The 18,894-nt window shown below is 65.8% G+C and carries 15 protein-coding genes; 7 read left to right on the top strand and 8 right to left on the bottom strand.

Annotated features, from left to right (window positions below; all coding sequences use genetic code 11):
• Positions 1 to 32 precede the first annotated feature (32 nt).
• Both RTY46_RS02500 and otsA read left to right on the top strand, forming a co-directional pair.
• Positions 33 to 1,814, top strand: coding sequence for a glycoside hydrolase family 15 protein (locus RTY46_RS02500; RefSeq protein ID WP_312706515.1), 1,782 nt, complete (start codon positions 33 to 35; stop codon positions 1,812 to 1,814).
• Positions 1,811 to 3,175: an alpha,alpha-trehalose-phosphate synthase (UDP-forming) gene (gene otsA, locus RTY46_RS02495; protein ID WP_312706514.1), complete on the top strand. Its 1,365-nt coding sequence runs from the start codon at positions 1,811 to 1,813 to the stop codon at positions 3,173 to 3,175. Before RTY46_RS02500 ends, otsA begins: the two co-directional genes overlap by 4 nt.
• A gap of 53 nt (positions 3,176 to 3,228) precedes the next feature.
• Here the strand turns inward: otsA and RTY46_RS02490 are convergent, their stop codons facing one another.
• Genes RTY46_RS02490 through rluD form a run of 3 tightly spaced genes read right to left on the bottom strand, consistent with a single transcriptional unit; the run spans position 3,229 to position 5,494 of the window.
• Complete coding sequence (locus tag RTY46_RS02490) at positions 3,229 to 3,678, bottom strand: thiol-disulfide oxidoreductase DCC family protein (protein WP_312706571.1); 450 nt, start codon at positions 3,676 to 3,678, stop codon at positions 3,229 to 3,231.
• Between the two features lie 59 nt (positions 3,679 to 3,737).
• Entirely contained in the window at positions 3,738 to 4,505 is a 768-nt protein-coding gene (gene pgeF, locus RTY46_RS02485; protein ID WP_312706513.1) for a peptidoglycan editing factor PgeF, read from the bottom strand.
• Positions 4,505 to 5,494, bottom strand: coding sequence for a 23S rRNA pseudouridine(1911/1915/1917) synthase RluD (gene rluD, locus RTY46_RS02480; RefSeq protein WP_312706512.1), 990 nt, complete (start codon positions 5,492 to 5,494; stop codon positions 4,505 to 4,507). Before rluD ends, pgeF begins: the two co-directional genes overlap by 1 nt.
• A gap of 113 nt (positions 5,495 to 5,607) precedes the next feature.
• Between rluD and RTY46_RS02475 the strand changes: the two genes are divergently transcribed.
• Positions 5,608 to 6,492, top strand: coding sequence for an outer membrane protein assembly factor BamD (locus RTY46_RS02475; RefSeq protein ID WP_312706511.1), 885 nt, complete (start codon positions 5,608 to 5,610; stop codon positions 6,490 to 6,492).
• Positions 6,493 to 6,651: 159 nt separating this feature from the next.
• Here RTY46_RS02475 and RTY46_RS02470 read toward each other — a convergent pair whose 3' ends face one another.
• The 3 genes from RTY46_RS02470 to sucC all read right to left on the bottom strand — a co-directional run bounded on the left by RTY46_RS02470 (position 6,652) and on the right by sucC (position 10,541).
• Complete coding sequence (locus RTY46_RS02470) at positions 6,652 to 8,286, bottom strand: NAD+ synthase (RefSeq protein ID WP_312706510.1); 1,635 nt, start codon at positions 8,284 to 8,286, stop codon at positions 6,652 to 6,654.
• A 188-nt stretch (positions 8,287 to 8,474) separates the two neighbouring features.
• Entirely contained in the window at positions 8,475 to 9,350 is an 876-nt protein-coding gene (gene sucD, locus RTY46_RS02465; RefSeq protein WP_005410793.1) for a succinate--CoA ligase subunit alpha, read from the bottom strand.
• 21 nt (positions 9,351 to 9,371) lie between these two features.
• Positions 9,372 to 10,541 carry an ADP-forming succinate--CoA ligase subunit beta gene (gene sucC, locus RTY46_RS02460; protein ID WP_004154430.1) on the bottom strand — a complete coding sequence of 390 codons (1,170 nt, stop codon included), beginning with the start codon at positions 10,539 to 10,541 and terminating at the stop codon, positions 9,372 to 9,374.
• A 437-nt stretch (positions 10,542 to 10,978) separates the two neighbouring features.
• Here sucC and RTY46_RS02455 point away from each other — a divergent pair, with 437 nt between their 5' ends.
• Together RTY46_RS02455 and RTY46_RS02450 are read left to right on the top strand one after the other, a co-directional pair.
• On the top strand, positions 10,979 to 12,592 hold the full coding sequence (locus RTY46_RS02455; protein ID WP_312706509.1) for an ATP-binding protein: 1,614 nt from the start codon (positions 10,979 to 10,981) through the stop codon (positions 12,590 to 12,592).
• 53 nt (positions 12,593 to 12,645) lie between these two features.
• The gene (locus tag RTY46_RS02450; protein WP_312706508.1) at positions 12,646 to 14,028 is read left to right on the top strand and encodes a sigma-54 dependent transcriptional regulator; all 1,383 of its coding nucleotides are present in this window, start codon (positions 12,646 to 12,648) and stop codon (positions 14,026 to 14,028) included.
• A 111-nt stretch (positions 14,029 to 14,139) separates the two neighbouring features.
• On the opposite strand, the gene pilB is transcribed toward RTY46_RS02450, so the two are convergent.
• Positions 14,140 to 15,867, bottom strand: coding sequence for a type IV-A pilus assembly ATPase PilB (gene pilB, locus RTY46_RS02445; protein ID WP_312706507.1), 1,728 nt, complete (start codon positions 15,865 to 15,867; stop codon positions 14,140 to 14,142).
• Positions 15,868 to 15,997: 130 nt separating this feature from the next.
• Complete coding sequence (locus tag RTY46_RS02440; protein ID WP_312706506.1) at positions 15,998 to 16,402, bottom strand: prepilin-type N-terminal cleavage/methylation domain-containing protein; 405 nt, start codon at positions 16,400 to 16,402, stop codon at positions 15,998 to 16,000.
• Between the two features lie 353 nt (positions 16,403 to 16,755).
• Here RTY46_RS02440 and RTY46_RS02435 point away from each other — a divergent pair, with 353 nt between their 5' ends.
• Both RTY46_RS02435 and RTY46_RS02430 read left to right on the top strand, forming a co-directional pair.
• Positions 16,756 to 18,015, top strand: coding sequence for a type II secretion system F family protein (locus tag RTY46_RS02435; RefSeq protein ID WP_312706505.1), 1,260 nt, complete (start codon positions 16,756 to 16,758; stop codon positions 18,013 to 18,015).
• Positions 18,016 to 18,023: 8 nt separating this feature from the next.
• A complete protein-coding gene (locus RTY46_RS02430) occupies positions 18,024 to 18,887 on the top strand; it encodes an A24 family peptidase (protein WP_312706504.1) in 864 nt (287 codons plus the stop codon).
• Positions 18,888 to 18,894: the final 7 nt, after the last annotated feature.

The raw sequence follows: 18,894 nt of genomic DNA, 5'->3' as shown, positions 1-18,894 counted from the left end.
CCCCCACGGCCACAACCGGAATATTCTGCGTGATGACCCAACCCGATCTTGATCTGGGCGTGGTCGGCAACGGCAGCTTCGGCGCCCTGATCGACAAGCATGCCCGTGTGGTGTGGAGCTGCCTGCCTACCTTCGATGGCGACCCCACGTTCTGCGCACTGCTTTCGCCCAACCAACAGGAAGGTGGCGACTTCGCCATCGAACTGGAGGATTTTGCCAGCAGCGAACAGAGCTATCTGACCAATACGGCCATCCTGCGCACGGTACTGCACGACCACCATGGCGGCGCGCTGGAAATCCTCGATTTCGCCCCGCGCTGGCGCCAGAACGACCGCTTCTACCGACCGGTCAGCCTGATCCGCCAGGTGCGTCCACTGGCCGGCAGCCCGCGCATCGTGGTGCGTGCACGGCCGCTGGCCGACTGGGGCGCGCGCGTGCCCGAATCCACCTGGGGCAGCAACCATGTGCGCTGGATCCTGCCCGACCACGTGCTGCGCCTGACCACCGACGTACCCGTGCGCTTCGTCCGCGACGGCCTGCCGTTCGTGCTCAACCACCCCATCCATCTGGTGCTGGGCGTGGATGAATCCCTGAACCGCTCGATCAGCGGCTACGTGCAGGAAGCCTTCCAGCGCACGCGCGACTACTGGCGCGAGTGGGTGCGTTATCTGTCCATTCCGCTGGAGTGGCAGGACGCGGTGATCCGCAGTGCGATCACCCTGAAGCTCTGCCAATACGAAGACAGCGGCGCGATCATCGCAGCCATGACCACCTCCATTCCCGAGGCGCCCGGCAGCGTGCGCAACTGGGATTATCGCTACTGCTGGCTGCGCGATGCGGCCTTCGTGGTACGCGCGCTGAACCGGCTGGGCGCTACCCGCACCATGGAGCAGTTCCTGGGGTACATCTTCAACCTGGCCACCACCGACGGTACGCTGCAGCCGCTGTACGGCATCGGCTTCGAGGCCAAGCTGGACGAAGACGAAGTGCCGACACTGGCGGGCTACCGCGGCATGGGCCCGGTGCGCCGCGGCAACCTGGCCTGGGTGCAGCGCCAGCACGACGTCTATGGCAGCGTGGTGCTGGCTTCCACCCAGCTGTTCTTCGACCGCCGCCTGCAGGACCCGGGCGATGCCCATACCTTCGCGCGGCTGGAACCGCTGGGCGAACAGGCCTTCGCCCTGCACGACGTGCCCGATGCCGGCCTGTGGGAATTCCGCGGCCGTACCGAAGTGCACACCTACACCAGCGCCATGTGCTGGGCCGCGTGCGACCGCCTGTGCAAGATCGCCGTGCGCCTGAAGCGCGATGACCGCGCGCAGTACTGGCGCGAGCGCGCCGACACCATCCACGCGCGCATCATGGCCGAGGCGTGGAGCGATGAGCACGGCCATTTCACCGATACCTTCGGCGGCCATCGCCTGGATGCTTCGTTGCTGCTGCTGGCGGACATCGGCTTCATCGAGGCCCACGACGCGCGTTTCGTCGCCACCGTTGAAGCTATCGGCCGCGACCTGAAACACGGCAACTCGCTGTACCGCTACGTCGCCCCGGATGATTTCGGCGAGCCGGAAACCAGCTTCACCATCTGCACCTTCTGGTACATCGACGCGCTGGCGGCGATCGGCCGCATGGACGAAGCACGCGAGATGTTCGAGCTGCTGCTGAAGCAGCGCAATCACCTGGGACTGTTGTCGGAAGACCTTGCCTTCGATGGCGGCGAAGCCTGGGGCAACTTCCCGCAGACGTACTCGCACGTGGGGCTGATCACTGCCGCCATGCGCCTGTCGCGGTCCTGGCAGGAGGCCTCGTGAGTCGTCTGGTCGTTGTTTCGAACCGGGTCGCCGTGCCCGGTGAAAGCCGCGCCGGCGGCCTCGCCGTTGGCCTGTTGGCCGCGCTGAAGGAGCGTGGCGGCATGTGGTTCGGCTGGAGCGGCAAGAACGCCAAGGATGCCAGCGGCACGCTGCACCAGCAGAAGGAAGGTGACATCGAGTACGTCACCATGGATCTGGCCAAGCGCGATGTGGATGGTTACTACAATGGGTTTTCCAACCGCACGTTGTGGCCGCTGCTGCACTTCCGCCTGGATCTGGTGGACTACGACCGTGGCACCCGCGAGACCTACCAGAAGGTCAACGCGCTGTTCGCCGACAAGCTCGCGCCGCTGCTGCGCGAAGACGATATTGTCTGGATCCACGATTACCACCTGATTCCACTGGGCGCGCTGCTGCGCGAGCGTGGCATCGGCTGCAGGATCGGCTTCTTCCTGCACATCCCGATGCCATCGGCCGACCTGCTGCAGGCCATGCCCGACCACCTGCGCCTGTTCTCGGCGCTGTACGCCTACGATCTGGTCGGTTTCCAGACCCAGCGCGACGCTGACCGCTTCCAGACCTACCTACGCCTGTTCGGTGGTGGCCGCGTACTGGACGATGGACGGCTTGAAGCGCCGGGCGGCCGCCGGTTCCGCGCCGCCGCCTTCCCCATCGGCATCGACACCGCGTTGATTGCCCGGCAGGCCGGCACCGCCGCCAGCAAGGCCGCGGTGAAGGACCTGCGCAGCAGCCTGCGCGACCGCCAACTGGCCATTGGCGTGGACCGCCTGGACTACTCCAAGGGCCTGCCCGAGCGCTTCCGCGGCTTCGAACGCTACCTGCAACGCCACCCCGACCAGCGCGGCTCGCTGACCTATCTGCAGATCGCGCCGGTATCGCGCGGCGATGTCACCGAGTACCGCCAGCTGCGCAGCACGCTGGAGCAGATTGCCGGCCACATCAACGGTGGCCACGCCGCGCCGGACTGGACCCCACTGCGCTACGTCAACCAGAACTTCACTCATGCCACCCTGACCGGCTTCTACCGCGCCGCGGCGGTGGGCCTGGTCACACCGCTGCGCGATGGCATGAACCTGGTGGCCAAGGAGTACGTGGCTTCGCAGGACCCGGAGGATCCTGGCGTGCTGGTGCTGTCACTGCTGGCCGGTGCGGCCGATGAACTGAAGCAGGCGCTGCTGGTGAACCCCTACGACCTGGATGGCATGGCCGACGCCATCGCCACCGCCGCCACCATGTCGCTGCGCCGGCGCAAGGAACGCTGGCACGCGATGATGGACCATCTGCGCACCTACGACATCAACCACTGGCGGCGCAGCTACCTGGAAGCGCTGGAGGGGTGACCGCGCCGCATCTTGTAGAGTCGAGCCATGCTCGACTCTACGGGAATGCGCGGTCAATCCAGGAAGCGCGCGACCTGTTCCGCATCGGGCAGGTAGCAGGTGTCGTGGCGCCCGAACCAGCGGTAGCGGTTGCGCGCCAGCACGCGGTACGCCCGGTCGCGCCAGGTTTGCGGCAGCACCCCCAGCGCGCCCGCAAGCCGCCAGACGCCGCCCAGGCCGGCCAACACCCGCAGGATCGCGTTGGTATCGGTCCAGGCGCCCTGAGCGTCCACCAGCAGGAAGGACAGCGGGTCGTTCGGGTCCAGCCCGTGCGCACGCAGCAGGTGGCTGCCGTGCGCGCCCTGCATGGCAGCGAAGCGATAGCGGCCCTGGCGGTCGAAACGCAGCAGGAAGCGCACCCAGCGGCTGCACAGCGCGCAGACGCCGTCGAAGACAATGACGGCGGCGTGGCTGGGGTCAGAACCCTTTTCTGTCGAGAAGGGATCTGACCCCTCCGCGAGCAAAGGGTCGGATCCTTTCCCGCCAGGGAAGGGCTCTGACCCTACAGGATCACCCACCGGCTTCATTCCATCCACACCAGCGTGGCCATGCGCCCGGTTCGGCGATCGCGGCGGTGCGAGTAAAGATCCGGGTCGGCCATCGTCGACAGGCTGCCGCCATGGATGTTGGCCAGATCCAGGCCCGCCCCCTGCAGGCGCTGCCGCGCCAGCGCGAACAGGTCCACCTTCCAGTGCCCCTCGCGGGTGGCCACGAACGCCGCAGCCGCCGCCGGATCGTGGCCGACGAAGGCGTGGTACACCTCTTCACCGATCTCGTAGTCCTGCGGGCCGGCTGCCGGTCCCAGCCACGCGCGCAGCTGCGCCGGGGCGGTGGTCATCGCCGTCACCGTGTGTTCCAGCATGCCGTTGGCCAGTCCGCGCCAGCCCGCGTGCGCGGCACCCACTTCGCTGCCATCGGCCGCGGCAAACACCACCGGCAGGCAATCGGCGGTCAGGATGGCCAGCACCACGCCGCGCTCGGACGTCACGGCCGCATCGGCCACCGGCTCGCTGGCCCCGGGCTGCGGCGGCGCCTTGAAACGCAGCACGGTGCTGCTGTGCACCTGGCGCAGCCAGTGCGGTGCCGACGGCAGGCCCAGGCCCTGCTGCAGCAGATGCCGGTTGTGCTCCACGTTGGCCGGGGTATCGCCATCGGCGGCATGCCGGTTGCCCAGGTTGAACTGGTCAAACGGCGCCGGCGAAATACCGGCACCATGGCGGCGGGTGGTCAGCGACCGCACTCCCGGCGGTGCCGGCCAGTCAGCCTGCAGCAGCGGCAGTGCGGCAGCCATCACCAGCGGTCCCGCTCGCGCGCCGCGAAGGCTTCGCTGTCCTCGCGCAGCACCTTCATCAGGTGCAGCATGTCGGCCGGCACCGGCGCACTGTTGCGCACCGGCTGACCGGTGATCGGGTGCACGAACTCCAGGGTTTCGGCATGCAGCGCCTGCCGCTTGAAGCCGCGCAGTGCAGCGACCAGCTCGTCGCTGGCGCCCTTGGGCAACTTCAACGCGCCGCCGTACAGCGGGTCACCCACGATGGGGTGGCGCAGGTGGGCCATATGCACGCGGATCTGGTGGGTGCGGCCGGTTTCCAGGCGGCATTCCAGCGCGGTGTGCGCGCGGAAGCGTTCGCGCAGGCGGTAATGGGTCACCGCTTCCTTGCCATCCTCGCGCACGCCCATCTTCAGGCGGTCGCGCGGGTGGCGGTCGATCGGGGCGTCGGCGGTACCACCGGCCACCAGTGCGCCCATCACCACGGCCAGGTACTGGCGATGCACGTCGCGCGCGGCCAGCTGTTCCACCAGCGCGGTCTGCGCCTCCAGGGTACGGGCCACCACCATCACGCCGCTGGTGTCCTTGTCCAGCCGGTGCACGATGCCCGCACGCGGCAGCACCGCCACCGACGGATCGCGGTACAGCAGCGCGTTCACCAGGGTGCCGCTGTGGTTGCCGGCGCCGGGGTGCACCACCAGGCCCACCGGCTTGTTGATCACCAGCAGGTGCTCGTCCTCGAACAGCACGTCCAGCGGGATGTCTTCGGGCTGGGCGTCGGTCTGGGTGTCCAGCACCACCGTCAGGCTGACCACCTCGCCGCCGCGCAGCGGGTCGCGCGGGCGGGCCTGGGCGCCGTCCAGCAGCACATCCCCGGATTTGATCCATTCGGTCAGGCGCGAGCGCGAGTATTCGGGGAACAGCTCGGCCACGACCGCGTCGAAACGACGGCCGGCGGAGGTGTCGGGGACGATGGCCTGGCGGGCCGATTCGGAGGATTGTTCAGACATGGCAGGGGGGTATCTTCGAAATTTTGGGGTCCGGTCGACCGGTTTCAGTCGCTGGACAGGACACTAGGCTATCATCGACCCTTCGTATTCCAGACGCGTCCCGCCTTGACCCCATGATCCGACGCTCCTCCATGCTCTCTGCGCCCGTCCGCCTCACCGCCCTGCTGCTGGTGCTGGTCATCGCCGCCACTGGTTGCCATCGCGGCGCCAAGGGTGATCGCCCCGATGAAGGAACGCCGGTCGAACAACTGTACGACAAGAGCCACAAGCTGATGCAGGGTGGCAACTGGAGTGGCGCCGAAGCCAGCTTCCGCCGCCTGGTGGCCCAGTACCCGTACGGCCCGTACACCGAGCAGGCGATGATTGAAACCGCCTACGCCCAGTACAAGGCCGGCAAGCACGATGACGCCGTGTCGAGCATCGACCGCTTCATCCGTACCTACCCGACCCACCGCAACATTGCGTACATGTACTACCTGCGCGGCCTGGCCAACTCCAACCGCAATACGGTTTTCCTGCGTCGCGTATGGTCGCTAGACCCCAGCCGTCGCGATCTGTCCACGCCGCACCAGGCGTACTCGGACTTCAACATCGTGGTCGACCGCTACCCGAACAGCCGCTACGCCGCCGATGCGCGCCAGCGCATGATCGAGCTGCGTGACGTGTTCGCCCAGCACGAGCTGGACAACGCCCTGTACTACCTGCGCCGCGAAGCCTATGTGTCCGCCGCCGGCCGTGCCAACTACCTGCTGGAAACCTACCCGCAGAGCGCGTTCCAGTATGACGCCGTGGCGGTGCTGGCCGAAGCCTACACCCACCTGGGCAACAAGACCCTGGCGGACGACGCCCGTCGCGTGCTGACCCTGAACCAGCCCAACCACCCGTGGCTGGAAGGCAACTGGCCGAAGTACCCGTGGATGATCCGCAAACTGAACCCGTTCGCGGGCGAGAAGTCTGCCAGCACCGGCCAGCGCAACGCGCGGTTGGAAAAGAAATAAGAAAGCGAAGGGCCCCGCAAGGGGCCCTTTCTTTTTGTAGCGTCGAGCCATGCTCGACTGCGCTTCTTGGGGAAGACCACGCCATGCGTGGATGGTCGCCCCCCGTGCGGACCAAGGTCCGCACCTACCAGACGCCGGGCGATGTGGCCCGGGCCGCCTTCAGCCCTTGAACCCATTGCTGATCGGGTACCGGCGCTCACGCCCGAATGCGCGGCGTGACACTTTCGGCCCCGGTGCGGCCTGGTGGCGCTTCCACTCGCTGATGCGCACCAGGCGCAGCACGCGGTCCACCACCGCAGCGTCGTAACCGGCGCCCACGATCTCCGTGCGCGACTGCTCCTGGTCCACGTAGCGGTACAGAATGCCGTCCAGCACGTCGTAGGCCGGCAGCGAATCCTGGTCCAGCTGGTTGTCGCGCAGCTCGGCCGACGGCGGGCGGCTGATCACCGCCGGCGGAATGACCGGCGCCCCGCCCACGGTGTTTCGCCACTTGGACAGGCCGAACACCTCCGTCTTGTACAGGTCCTTCAGCGGCGCGTAGCCACCGCACATGTCGCCGTAGATGGTGGCGTAGCCCACCGCATACTCGCTCTTGTTGCCGGTGGTCAGCAGCAGGCCGCCGAACTTGTTGGCCAGCGCCATCAGAATCACGCCACGGCTGCGCGACTGCAGGTTCTCTTCGGTCACGTCCGGCGTGGTGCCTTCGAACATCGGCGCCAGCGCTTCCATCAGGCCCTTGAAGGCCGGCTCGATCGAGACCGCTTCCAGCTTCACGCCCAGCGCCTCGCACTGCTCGGCGGCCAGGTCGTTGGACATGCCGGCGGTGTAACGCGACGGCAGGCGCACGGCGGTCACGTTCTCCGCACCCAGCGCGTCGACGGCCAGGGCCAGCACCAAGGCCGAATCGATGCCGCCGGACAGACCCAGCCACACCTTCTTGAAGCCGTTCTTGCGGCAGTAGTCCTGGATACCGCGGGTCACCGCACGCCAGGCCAGCGCGTCGATGCTCTCGTCGCCATCGTCCATCCACACGTGCGGCAGGAAGCGGCGGGTTTCGCCGTCGTAGTCCACCACCAGCCACTGGTCGACGAAGGCCGCCGCCGCCGGGTGCACGGTGCCGTCGCCATCGGCAACGACCGAGGCACCGTCGAACACCAGCGCATCCTGGCCACCGACCACGTTGAGGTAGGCAATCGCCGCCCCGCTCTCGCGGGTGCGCGCGGCCAGCACGGCATCGCGCTGGGCATGCTTGCCGCGTTCATACGGCGAGGCGTTGGGCACCACCACCAGCTGCGCACCCTCGCGCACGGTGTCGGCCAGCGGCTCGGCGAACCACAGGTCCTCGCAGATCAGCAGGCCGACCGGCACGCCGTTGACCTCGAACACGCAGCTGCCGCCGTCCGGGTCCACGTCGAAGTAGCGGCGCTCGTCGAACACGGCGTAGTTGGGCAGCTCGCGCTTGCGGTAGGTGCGCTCGACCAGGCCGTCACGCAGCACGCTGGCAGCGTTGTAGACCACCGCACCGGCGGCCTGCGGCCAGCCGACCACGGCGGTGATGCCGCGGCAGGCGGCGGCGATGCGCCCCAACGCCTGTTCGCACTCATACAGGAAGCCCGGGCGCAGCAGCAGGTCTTCCGGCGGGTAGCCGCTCACTGCCAGCTCGGGGAACATCACCAGCTCGGCGCCGTACTCCTCGCGCGCCTGGCCGATCATCTCGATGATGCGTTCGGTGTTGCCGGCAACATCGCCGACCGGAAAATCGAACTGCGCCATCGCGATACGGATCGAAGCCATGGGAATCCAGCCTGTGGTTGCAATGGCCCATTGTAACGCCGGGGTCAGATCCCGTTTGCGCAGCAAAGGGGCTCTGACCCCACGCCACGCCAGACGCACAAAGGCCGCCCGGAGGCGGCCTTTGTATCAAGCAAGTCGAGCATGGCTCGACTCTACAAAATCGTGCCGGCCGCAGGCCGGCAACAATCTTATTTCACCAGCTTGGCGATGGCGGCGCCCAGGTCGCCCGGCGAGCGGACGGTGACGACACCGGCAGCTTCCATGGCGGCGAACTTGCCTTCGGCAGTGCCCTTGCCGCCCGAGGCGATCGCACCGGCGTGGCCCATGCGCTTGCCGGCCGGAGCCGACGCACCGGCGATGAAGCCGACGACCGGCTTCTTCACGTGGTTCTTGATGTACTCGGCACCGGCTTCTTCAGCGTCGCCGCCGATTTCGCCAACCATGATGATGCCTTCGGTCTGCGGATCTTCGTTGAACAGCTTCAGGCAGTCGACGAAGTTCAGGCCGTTGATCGGGTCACCACCGATGCCGATGCAGGTGGACTGGCCCAGGCCGACTTCGGTGGTCTGCTTGACCGCTTCATAGGTCAGGGTGCCCGAACGCGACACGATGCCGATCTTGCCCGGCTGGTGGATGTGGCCCGGCATGATGCCGATCTTGCACTCACCCGGGGTGATGACGCCCGGGCAGTTCGGCCCGATCAGCACGGTGTCCGGATGCGAACGGGTCAGCACGTTCTTCACGCGCAGCATGTCCAGCACCGGGATGCCTTCGGTGATGCAGACGATGACCTTGATGCCGGCAGCTGCGGCTTCCAGGATCGCGTCAGCCGCGTACGGCGGCGGCACGTAGATGACCGACGCGTTGGCGCCGGTGCTCTGCACGGCGTCGGCCACGGTGTTGAAGACCGGCAGGTCGATATGGGTGGTGCCACCCTTGCCCGGGGTCACGCCGCCGACAACCTGGGTGCCGTACTCGATCATCTGAGTGGCGTGGAAGGTGCCCTGCTGGCCGGTGAAGCCCTGCACGATCACCTTGGTGTTCTTGTTGATCAAAACAGACATTGGAATTCCTTGGTGTCGGTATCAGGCGGCGTTCTTGACAGCTTCAACGATCTTCTTGGCGCCATCGTTGATGTTGTCAGCCGGGATGATGGCCATGCCGCTGTCACGCAGCAGCTGCTTGCCTTCTTCCACGTTGGTGCCTTCCAGGCGCACCACGACCGGAACCTTGACGCCCACTTCCTTCACGGCGGCGATGATGCCTTCGGCAATCATGTCGCAGCGGACGATGCCGCCGAAGATGTTGACGAAGATGCCTTCGACCTTGTCCGAGGACAGGATCAGCTTGAAGGCTTCGATGACGCGCTGCTTGTTGGCGCCGCCGCCCACGTCCAGGAAGTTCGCCGGCTCGCCGCCGTTGAGCTTGATGACGTCCATGGTGGCCATGGCCAGGCCGGCACCGTTCACCATGCAGCCGATGTTGCCGTCCATGGTGACGTAGTTGATGTCCAGCTCCGAAGCGATCACTTCGGTCGGATCTTCCTGGGTCTTGTCGCGCATGGCGACCAGGGCCTTCTGGCGGAAGGCGGCGTTGTCGTCGCTGTCGAATTTGCCGTCCAGCGCGTACAGGTTACCGTCGTCCAGGATGGCCAGCGGGTTGATTTCAACCAGGGCCAGGTCCTTTTCGTTGAACAGGCGGTACAGGTTCACCATGATGCTGGCGAACTGGCCGGCCTGCTTGGCGGTCAGGCCCAGCTTGAAGCCGAAATCACGGCCGTGGTAACCCTGCACGCCTTCGACGAAGTCGACGTTCAGCGAGTGGATCAGCTCCGGGGTTTCAGCAGCGACCTGCTCGATCTCCACGCCGCCTTCCGAAGAGGCGATGTAGGTGATGGTCTTGGTGCCACGGTCAACCAGCACCGACAGGTACAGTTCCTTGACGATCTCGCCAGCGGTGGTCACCAGCACCAGGTTGACCGGCAGTTCAACGCCAGCGGTCTGGTAGGTGGCCATCTTGGTGCCGAGCATCTTGGCCGCAGCGGCCTTCACGTCGTCGGTGGTCTTGCAGAACTTGACGCCGCCAGCCTTGCCGCGGCCGCCAGCGTGGATCTGCGCCTTGACCATCCAGGGGCCCTGGCCCAGGGAGTTGGCAGCGGCAACCGCTTCGTCCGGGGTCGCAGCGACCTTGCCGGCCGGGACCGGGATGCCGTACTCGGCAAGCAGTTGTTTTGACTGGTATTCGTGGAAATTCATGCGTCACCGTGGGAATAGGAACGACCGCACGCAATTCCTCAGGGGCCCCGGCGGGGCGCCGGCATGGACCGCGGCGGGCCCACTATTGTGGCCGAGCCAGCGCCGGGGCGCAAAGAAGTATGGACAAATGGCCAGACCCGGGCAGTTTTCCGCCGCCATTCAGACAGTTGCGGCTGCCCGGCAGGCCCGACCGGGCGCCGGCCCAAGGCCGATTGCGCAGGAAATCGCTTCCACGGGCCTATACTTGGGGCGGTAGCGTCGAGCTTGCTCGACGGCTTCTGATCTGTAGAGTCGAGCCATGCTCGACTGCTTGGGCAAGGCAGTCGAGCATGGCTCGACTCTACAAAGCGCGGTTCCGATGATCGGGGGAACATCGGCTACGCTGCAGGCCACCGCCGTCAAACCCAGTTCCAGGCAGCCAGAAGGGGAGTTCCGGCGTGTCACCCAGTGCTTCATTGATCGACCGCATCGAATCAATACCCCGGCGTGAGCTGTACTTCTTCGCCCTGTACCGGGTGCTGATCGCATCGGTCATCGCCGCCCTGCTCTACAGCCCGTTGTCGGCCATGGTCGGCGAGGCCCACCACCCGCGCCTGGCCTATGCCGTGGGCGCGGCCTACCTGGGCCTGTCGTTGCTGTGGCTGCTGATCGGCCGCAGCGAGCGCTGGCTGCGCGCCATCGTGGTCGGTGGCGTGCTGCTGGACATCATTGCCGCCAGCCTGCTGGCGCATGCCCTTCCCGGCGCCAGCGCCGGCATTTCCATGTCGCTGCTGTTCAACATCGCCGCGGCCGCCACCCTGCTGCCGCTCAGCTGGGGCCTGTGCCTGGCACTGGCCGCCAGCGTGGCCACCGCGGCCGAGTATCTGTGGAAGGTGCTGGAAGGCGGCGACCCCACCCGCACCCTGGCCGAACTGGCCATGTTCGCCACCAGCTACCTGGCCCTGGCCTTCATCAGCTACCAGGTGGGCAACCGCGCCCGCCGCAACCAGCAGCTGGCCAACCAGCGTGGCGACGAAGTGGCCAACCTGTTCCAGATCAACGAACTGATCATCCGCCGCATGCGCACCGGCGTGCTGGTGGTCGACGGTGAAAACCGCATCACCCTGGCCAACGAGGCGGCGTCACTGCTGCTGGGCGACAACGATGGCGTGGGCGAAACCGGCCGCCTGGATCTGAGCAGCATCGCGCCGGAACTGGCGCGGCGCTTGAACCGCTGGCGCAACGGCTGGACCCAGGACGAACTGCCGCTGCAGCTCAACCCCGACCAGCCAGAAGTGCAACCGCGCTTTGCCCGGCTGCTCGCCGGCAGCGAGCTGGCCCTGGTGTTCCTGGACGATTCCAGCGTGGTCTCGCGCCGTGCCGAATCGCTCACCCTGTCGGCCATGGGTCGTTTCTCGGCCAGCCTGGCCCATGAGATCCGCAACCCGCTGGCGGCCATCAACTACGCGGTGCAGTTGCTGGAAGAAGGCACCGGATTCAACGAAAGCGACCGCCGCCTGCTGCAGATCATCCATCAGCAGTGCCAGCGCACCAACAGCATCGTGGAAAGCGTGCTGGGCCTGGCCCGGCGCGAGCGTGCCACCCCGGAAAATGTCGACCTGGCCGCCTTCGTGCGCCGCTTCGTGCTGGAGTACAAGCAGGGGCAGACGCTGGAAACCGACAGCATTGAACCGATCATCACCGACACTTCGGTGCCGGCGCAGGTGGACACCCGCCACCTGTACCAGGTGCTGACCGTGCTGGTGCACAACGCCCTGAAGTACGGCCGCGTGGGCCAGCAACCGGCACGCGTGCGCCTGCGCGTGGCCCAGCACGAGCGCAATGCGGTGATCGATGTGATGGATCGCGGCCCGGGTATTCCCGAAGCCGTCGCCGCGCAGCTGTTCCGCCCGTTCTTCACCACGTCCGAACACGGCACCGGCCTGGGCCTGTACATCGCCCGCGAGCTGTGCCGCGCCAACCAGGCACGGCTGGACTACATCCCGGTACCGGCCGGCGGCTCGTGCTTCCGCCTGGTCCTGCCGGGCCCGCACACCCTGCTCCCGACCTGATCCTGCGCGTCAAGGATTTGTCGCTTCCGCCCCCCTCGGCTATCTTTCCGCCCATGAACGAAACCCGCAGCGCTCTCATCGTCGACGATGAACGCGACATCCGCGAACTGCTGGTGCTGACCCTTGGCCGCATGGGCCTGCGCATCAGCACCGCCGCCAACCTTGCCGAAGCGCGCGAGCTGCTGGCCAGCAATCCCTACGATCTGTGCATCACCGACATGCGCCTGCCCGATGGCAACGGCATCGAACTGGTGAGCGAGATCGCCCACCACTACCCGCGCACCCCGGTGGCGATGATCACCGCCTTCGGCAGCATGGATCTGGCGGTGGAAGCGCTGAAGGCCGGGGCCTTCGATTTCGTCAGCAAGCCGGTGGACATCTCCGTGCTGCGCGGCCTGGTGAAGCACGCGCTGGAACTGAACAACGCCGAGCGCCCCGCCACTGGCCCGGCCAGCGAACAGGCCGCACGCCTGCTGGGCAGTTCGCCGGCCATGGACGTGCTGCGCACCACCATCGGCAAAGTGGCCCGCAGCCAGGCCCCGGTGTACATCCTGGGCGAATCGGGCGTGGGCAAAGAACTGGTGGCACGCACCATCCACGCCCAGGGCGCGCGCGCGGCCGGCCCGTTCGTGCCGGTGAACTGCGGTGCCATTCCCGGCGAACTGATGGAGAGTGAATTCTTCGGCCATCGCAAGGGCAGCTTCAGCGGCGCCCACGCTGACAAACCGGGCCTGTTCCAGGCCGCGCATGGCGGCACCCTGTTCCTGGATGAGGTGGCTGAACTTCCCCTGCAGATGCAGGTGAAGCTGCTGCGCGCGATCCAGGAAAAATCGGTGCGCGCGGTCGGTGCTGCCAATGAAGAACCGGTGGACGTGCGCATCCTGTCGGCCACCCACAAGGACCTGGCCGAACTCGTCGAGGACGGCCGCTTCCGCCACGACCTTTACTACCGCATCAACGTGATCGAACTGAAGGTGCCGCCCCTGCGCGAGCGCCGCCAGGACCTGCCGGACCTGGCCGGTTCCATCCTGGCCCGGCTGGCCCGCAGCCACGGCCGCGCGACCCCGCTGCTGGCACCGTCGGCGCTGGACGCGCTGGCCCAGTACGGCTTCCCCGGCAACGTGCGCGAACTGGAAAACATCCTGGAGCGTGCCCTGGCGCTGGCCGAAGAAGACCGCATCGGCGCCGATGACCTGCGCCTGCCGCAGCACGCCCCGCGCAGCGCCGGCGGCGTCCACGCGAGCGTGGCCGTGGAAGCGGTAGCCGACCTGCAGCCCGGCAACGCCGCCCTGCCCTCCTACATCGAGCAGCTGGAACGCAGCGCCATCCAGCGGGCGCTGGAAGAAAACCGCTGGAACAAGACCCGCACCGCCGCGCAGCTGGGCATTACCTTCCGCGCGCTGCGCTACAAGCTGAAAAAGCTGGGCATGGAATAAGGGGTCAGATCCTTTTCCGCAGGAAAAGGCTCTGACCCCTTGCTGGATTCGCCTACTGGGGTCAGAGCCCTTTCGCAGGGAAAGGAATCCGACCCCGCCGCGCCGGCCGCATCAATCCTTGGTCACGCGGTTGATCTCGGCCAGGCTGGTGATGCCCGCCGCCACCTTCTTCAGCGCCGACTGGCGCAGATCGTTCACGCCGATCGCCTGCGCCGCTTCGGCAATCTGCAATGCATTGCCGCCGGCCAGCACGATGGTGGAAATCTCGTCGGTCATCGGCATCACCTGGTACAGGCCGGTACGGCCCTTGTAGCCCTCGGTGCATTCATCGCAGCCCACCGCTTCGTGCAGCTGGATACCCGCATCCAACTGTGCCTGGGTGAAGCCTTCAGCCAGCAGCGCATGCGCCGGCAGTTCAGCCGGCCGCTTGCAGTTGTTGCACAGCCGGCGCGCCAGGCGCTGGGCGATCACCAGGGTGACCGAGCTGGTGATGTTGTACGGGGCAATGCCCATGTTCATCAGACGCGCGATGGTCTGCGGCGCATCGTTGGTATGCAGCGTGGACAGCACCATGTGACCGGTCTGCGCCGCCTTGATGGCGATTTCCGCCGTTTCCAGATCGCGGATTTCGCCCACCATGATGATGTCCGGATCCTGTCGCAGGAACGAGCGCAGCGCCGCTGCGAAGGTCATGCCGCGCTTGTTGTTCTGCTGCACCTGGTTGACGCCGGGCAGGCGGATTTCCACCGGATCTTCGGCGGTGGAGATGTTGCGCGTCTCATCGTTCAGGATGCCCAGCGCGGTATACAGCGAAACCGTCTTGCCCGAACCGGTCGGGCCGGTCACCAGCACCATGCCGTAGGGCTTGTGGATGGCCTCCAGGAACAGCTTCTGCTGGTCCGGCTCGTAGCCCAGCTTGTCGATACCCAGCTTGGCGGCACTGCCGTCCAGAATACGCAGCACCACCTTTTCGCCAAACAGCGTGGGCAGGGTGCTGACACGGAAATCGATCTGCTTGCTCTTGGACAGGTTCAGCTTGATGCGACCGTCCTGCGGCACGCGCTTTTCCGCAATATCCAGCTGCGCCATCACCTTCAGGCGCGCGGCGATACGCTGGTTCAACTTCACCGGCGCACGCGCCACCATCTTCAGCAGACCATCGATGCGCAGTCGCACGCGGTAGTCGTCTTCGTAGGGCTCGAAGTGGATGTCCGACGCGCCCTTGCGGATCGCATCGACCAGCACCTTGTTGACGAACTTCACCACCGGGGTGTCGTCGCCCTTGGCGTCTACGCCGCTGTCACTGCCTGCGGCATCTTCTTCGCCGCCGCTGATGTCCAGGTTGGCCAGGCCATCATCGTCGCCCCCCAGGGAATCGCCCAGGGTGTCGTGGCTGGAATGCCACTGCTCCAGGGTGCGGCGGATCTGGTCCTCATCCACCAGGATCGGTTCCACCACCAGGTTGGTGTGGAACTTGATCTCATCCAGCGAATGGGTGGGGTTGCTGGTGCCGACGAACAGCTTGCCGCCGCGCTTGAACAGCGGCAGCACGTTGTGTTTGCGCAGCAGTTCCTCGCTGACCAGATTCATGGCGTTCTGGCTGCTGTCGAACGTGGACACGTCGAACAGCGGCATGCCGAATTCAACCGAATTGGCGGCGGCCAGCTGGGCGGCCCCCACCACCTTGTTCTGTGCGAACCAGGTCGGCAGCGGCTGTTTGGCAGCCGTGGCCTTGGCCATGGCATCGCGGGCGCCGGCCTCATCCAAGGCGCCGTCCTGCACGAGGCGACGGGCCAGGCCGGTGATGCCGACAAGATTGGCGGTGGTGACTGCGTTCATGGCGGAAACTTTGGAAGGGGTGATCAGGTTATAGACGCCCGGCGCAGACATTACAAACGCAGATGCCCGCGATTTCTCGCGGGCATCCGGTAGTACACAGCCAACACTGGGCCCTAAACTTCAATCGCGATTAGGACGCCTTGTTCAGGTCATCGCACGGCTTGTTGGCGTAGGGGCCCGACGAGGTCTTGACGGTGCAGGTCCACTCGATGGGTGCCTTGTCGTCAGCCGGAGCTTTCGGCACCAGTTCGATGGTTGCAGTGCCATCCTTGGAAGCGCCGTCCAGCTTCACGTTGGCCAGAACCTTTCCGGTTGCCGGGGTGCAGCCCGACACGCCGTCGCAGAGATTTGTAGCTTCGGAAGCATAGTTCTCGGCAACCTTGATCTTTTCGCCGGCCACGGTGGCGATCGCCTGGGTGATCTTGGCGCGAGCGGTGTAGTTCTTGTACTGCGGCAGCGCGATGGCGGCCAGGATCGCGATGATCGCAACGACGATCATCAGTTCGATCAGGGTGAAGCCCTTCTGGTTCTTCATAGTCGTACATCCCCAAGATAGTGGTGGTTGATGTCAGTGCCCAGGAGCGGTCCGGCCGGCGGCCGGGTGAGCGGGTCCTGTGCCCTGCGGGTGGATCAACGCAGGTTGCGTGCCAACCCCGGCACGCCTCCCCCTGGATTTCCCCGCGCCAATGATGGCAGCAATTTCTTGTATGTGAAGCCCCCTGAACAGGAAATGCGACGGAGGCGGCAATGTGACGCAGTGCGTCACCTTTGGCCGGCGACCGGCACGAAATCACACTCCGGCCGGTCTGCCCGCTGCCCAGACGGCGTTTAACCCGCTAACATCGAGCCTTGGATGCCCGCCTGGGGATGGCGGGCCGGGGAGCCTACATGTCTGTCAGTCGCAGTGCGATCAAGAAAGAGCCCGTGGCCCGCGCCACGATGGAGCTGCAGCCGTTTGTCTGGGAGGGGACCGACAAGCGGGGTGTGAAGATGAAAGGCGAGCAGCTGGCGAAGAACGCCAACCTGCTGCGCGCCGAGTTGCGCCGCCAGGGCATCAATCCCGGGCAGGTGAAGGTCAAGCCGAAGCCGCTGTTCGGCGGTTCCGGCAAGACCATCAGTACCAAGGACATTGCCTTCTTCAGCCGCCAGATGGCGACGATGATGAAATCCGGCGTACCGATCGTGTCGGCGCTGGAGATCATTGGCAGTGGGCACAAGAACGTGCGCATGAAGAAGATGGTCGACAGCATCCGCACCGATATCGAGGGCGGCTCGTCGCTGTACGAGGCAATCAGCAAGCACCCGGTGCAGTTCGACGAGTTGTACCGGAACCTGGTCCGCGCCGGCGAAGGCGCCGGTGTGTTGGAAACGGTGCTGGACACCGTGGCCAACTACAAGGAAAACATCGAAGCCCTGAAGGGCAAGATCAAGAAGGCGCTGTTCTATCCGGCCATGGTGGTTGCCGTGGCGCTGCTGGTCAGCGCCATCCTGCTGATCTTCGTCGTTCCGCAGTTCGAGGATGTGTTCCAGAGCTTCGGTGCCGATCTGCCCGCCTTCACCCAGCTGATCGTGGCCGCATCACGCTTCATGGTGTCCTGGTGGTGGCTGATCGCGGCGATCGTCATCGGCAGCATCGTCGGCTTCGTGATGGCCTACAAGCGCTCACCGAAGATGCAACATGGCATGGACCGGTTCATCCTGAAGGTGCCGGTGGTTGGCCAGATCATGCACAACAGTTCGATCGCGCGCTTCTCCCGTACCACGGCCGTCACCTTCAAGGCAGGCGTGCCCCTGGTGGAGGCGCTTGGCATCGTGGCTGGCGCCACCGGCAACAAGGTCTACGAAGAGGCCGTGCTGCGCATGCGCGATGACGTGTCGGTCGGCTACCCGGTGAACATGGCCATGAAGCAGACCAACATGTTCCCCCACATGGTCATCCAGATGACCGGTATCGGCGAAGAGGCCGGTGCGCTGGATACCATGCTGTTCAAGGTGGCCGAGTATTATGAGCAGGAAGTCAACAATGCCGTTGACGCGCTGAGCAGCCTGCTGGAACCGATGATCATGGTATTCATCGGCGTCGTGGTGGGCGGCATGGTCGTCGGCATGTACCTGCCCATCTTCAAGCTCGCTTCCGTCGTCGGATAAGAATAAACATGGCATTTCTCGACCAGCATCCCGGCCTCGGCTACCCCGCCGCGGCCGGCCTGGGGCTGCTGCTGGGCAGTTTCCTGAACGTTGTCATCCTGCGCCTGCCCAAGCGGCTGGAATGGCAGTGGAAGCGCGACGCGCGCGAGGTTCTGGAAGAACCGGACTATTACGAACCGGCACCGCCGGGCATCGTGGTGGAGCCTTCGCACTGCCCGCACTGCAAGCACAAGCTGTCCTGGTACGAGAACATCCCGCTGTTCAGCTGGCTGATCCAGGGCGGCAAGTGCCGCCACTGCAAGGCGCCCATCTCCATCCAGTACCCGCTGGTGGAAGCGCTGACCGCGGTGATGGTGCTGGCCTGCGTCTGGCAGTTCGGCTTCGGCTGGCAGGGCTTCGGTGCCATCGTGCTGACCTGCTTCCTGATCGCCCTGTCGGGCATCGACCTGCGCACCCAGCTGCTGCCCGACCAGTTGACCCTGCCGCTGATGTGGCTGGGTCTGATAGGCAGCGTCGACAACCTGTACATGCCCGCCAAGCCCGCACTGCTGGGCGCACTGCTGGGGTACCTGTCGCTGTGGTCGGTGTGGTGGCTGTTCAAGCAGCTGACCGGCAAGGAAGGCATGGGCCACGGCGATTTCAAGCTGCTGGCCGCGCTGGGCGCCTGGTGCGGCATGAAGGGCGTGCTGCCCATCATCCTGATGTCCTCGGTGCTGGGTGCCATCATCGGTTCGATCTGGCTTTATGCCCGCGGCCGCGACAAAGCGACCCCCATCCCGTTCGGCCCCTACCTGGCGCTGGCCGGCTGGATCTTCTTCATGTGGGGCGAGACGCTGCTGGACCAGTACATGGCGATCAGCGGGCTGCGCTGACGGCATC

The organism is Stenotrophomonas sp., from assembly GCF_032056425.1.
Taxonomy (GTDB): Bacteria; Pseudomonadota; Gammaproteobacteria; order Xanthomonadales; family Xanthomonadaceae; genus Stenotrophomonas.
This window is presented reverse-complemented; position numbering and strand designations above follow the sequence as displayed.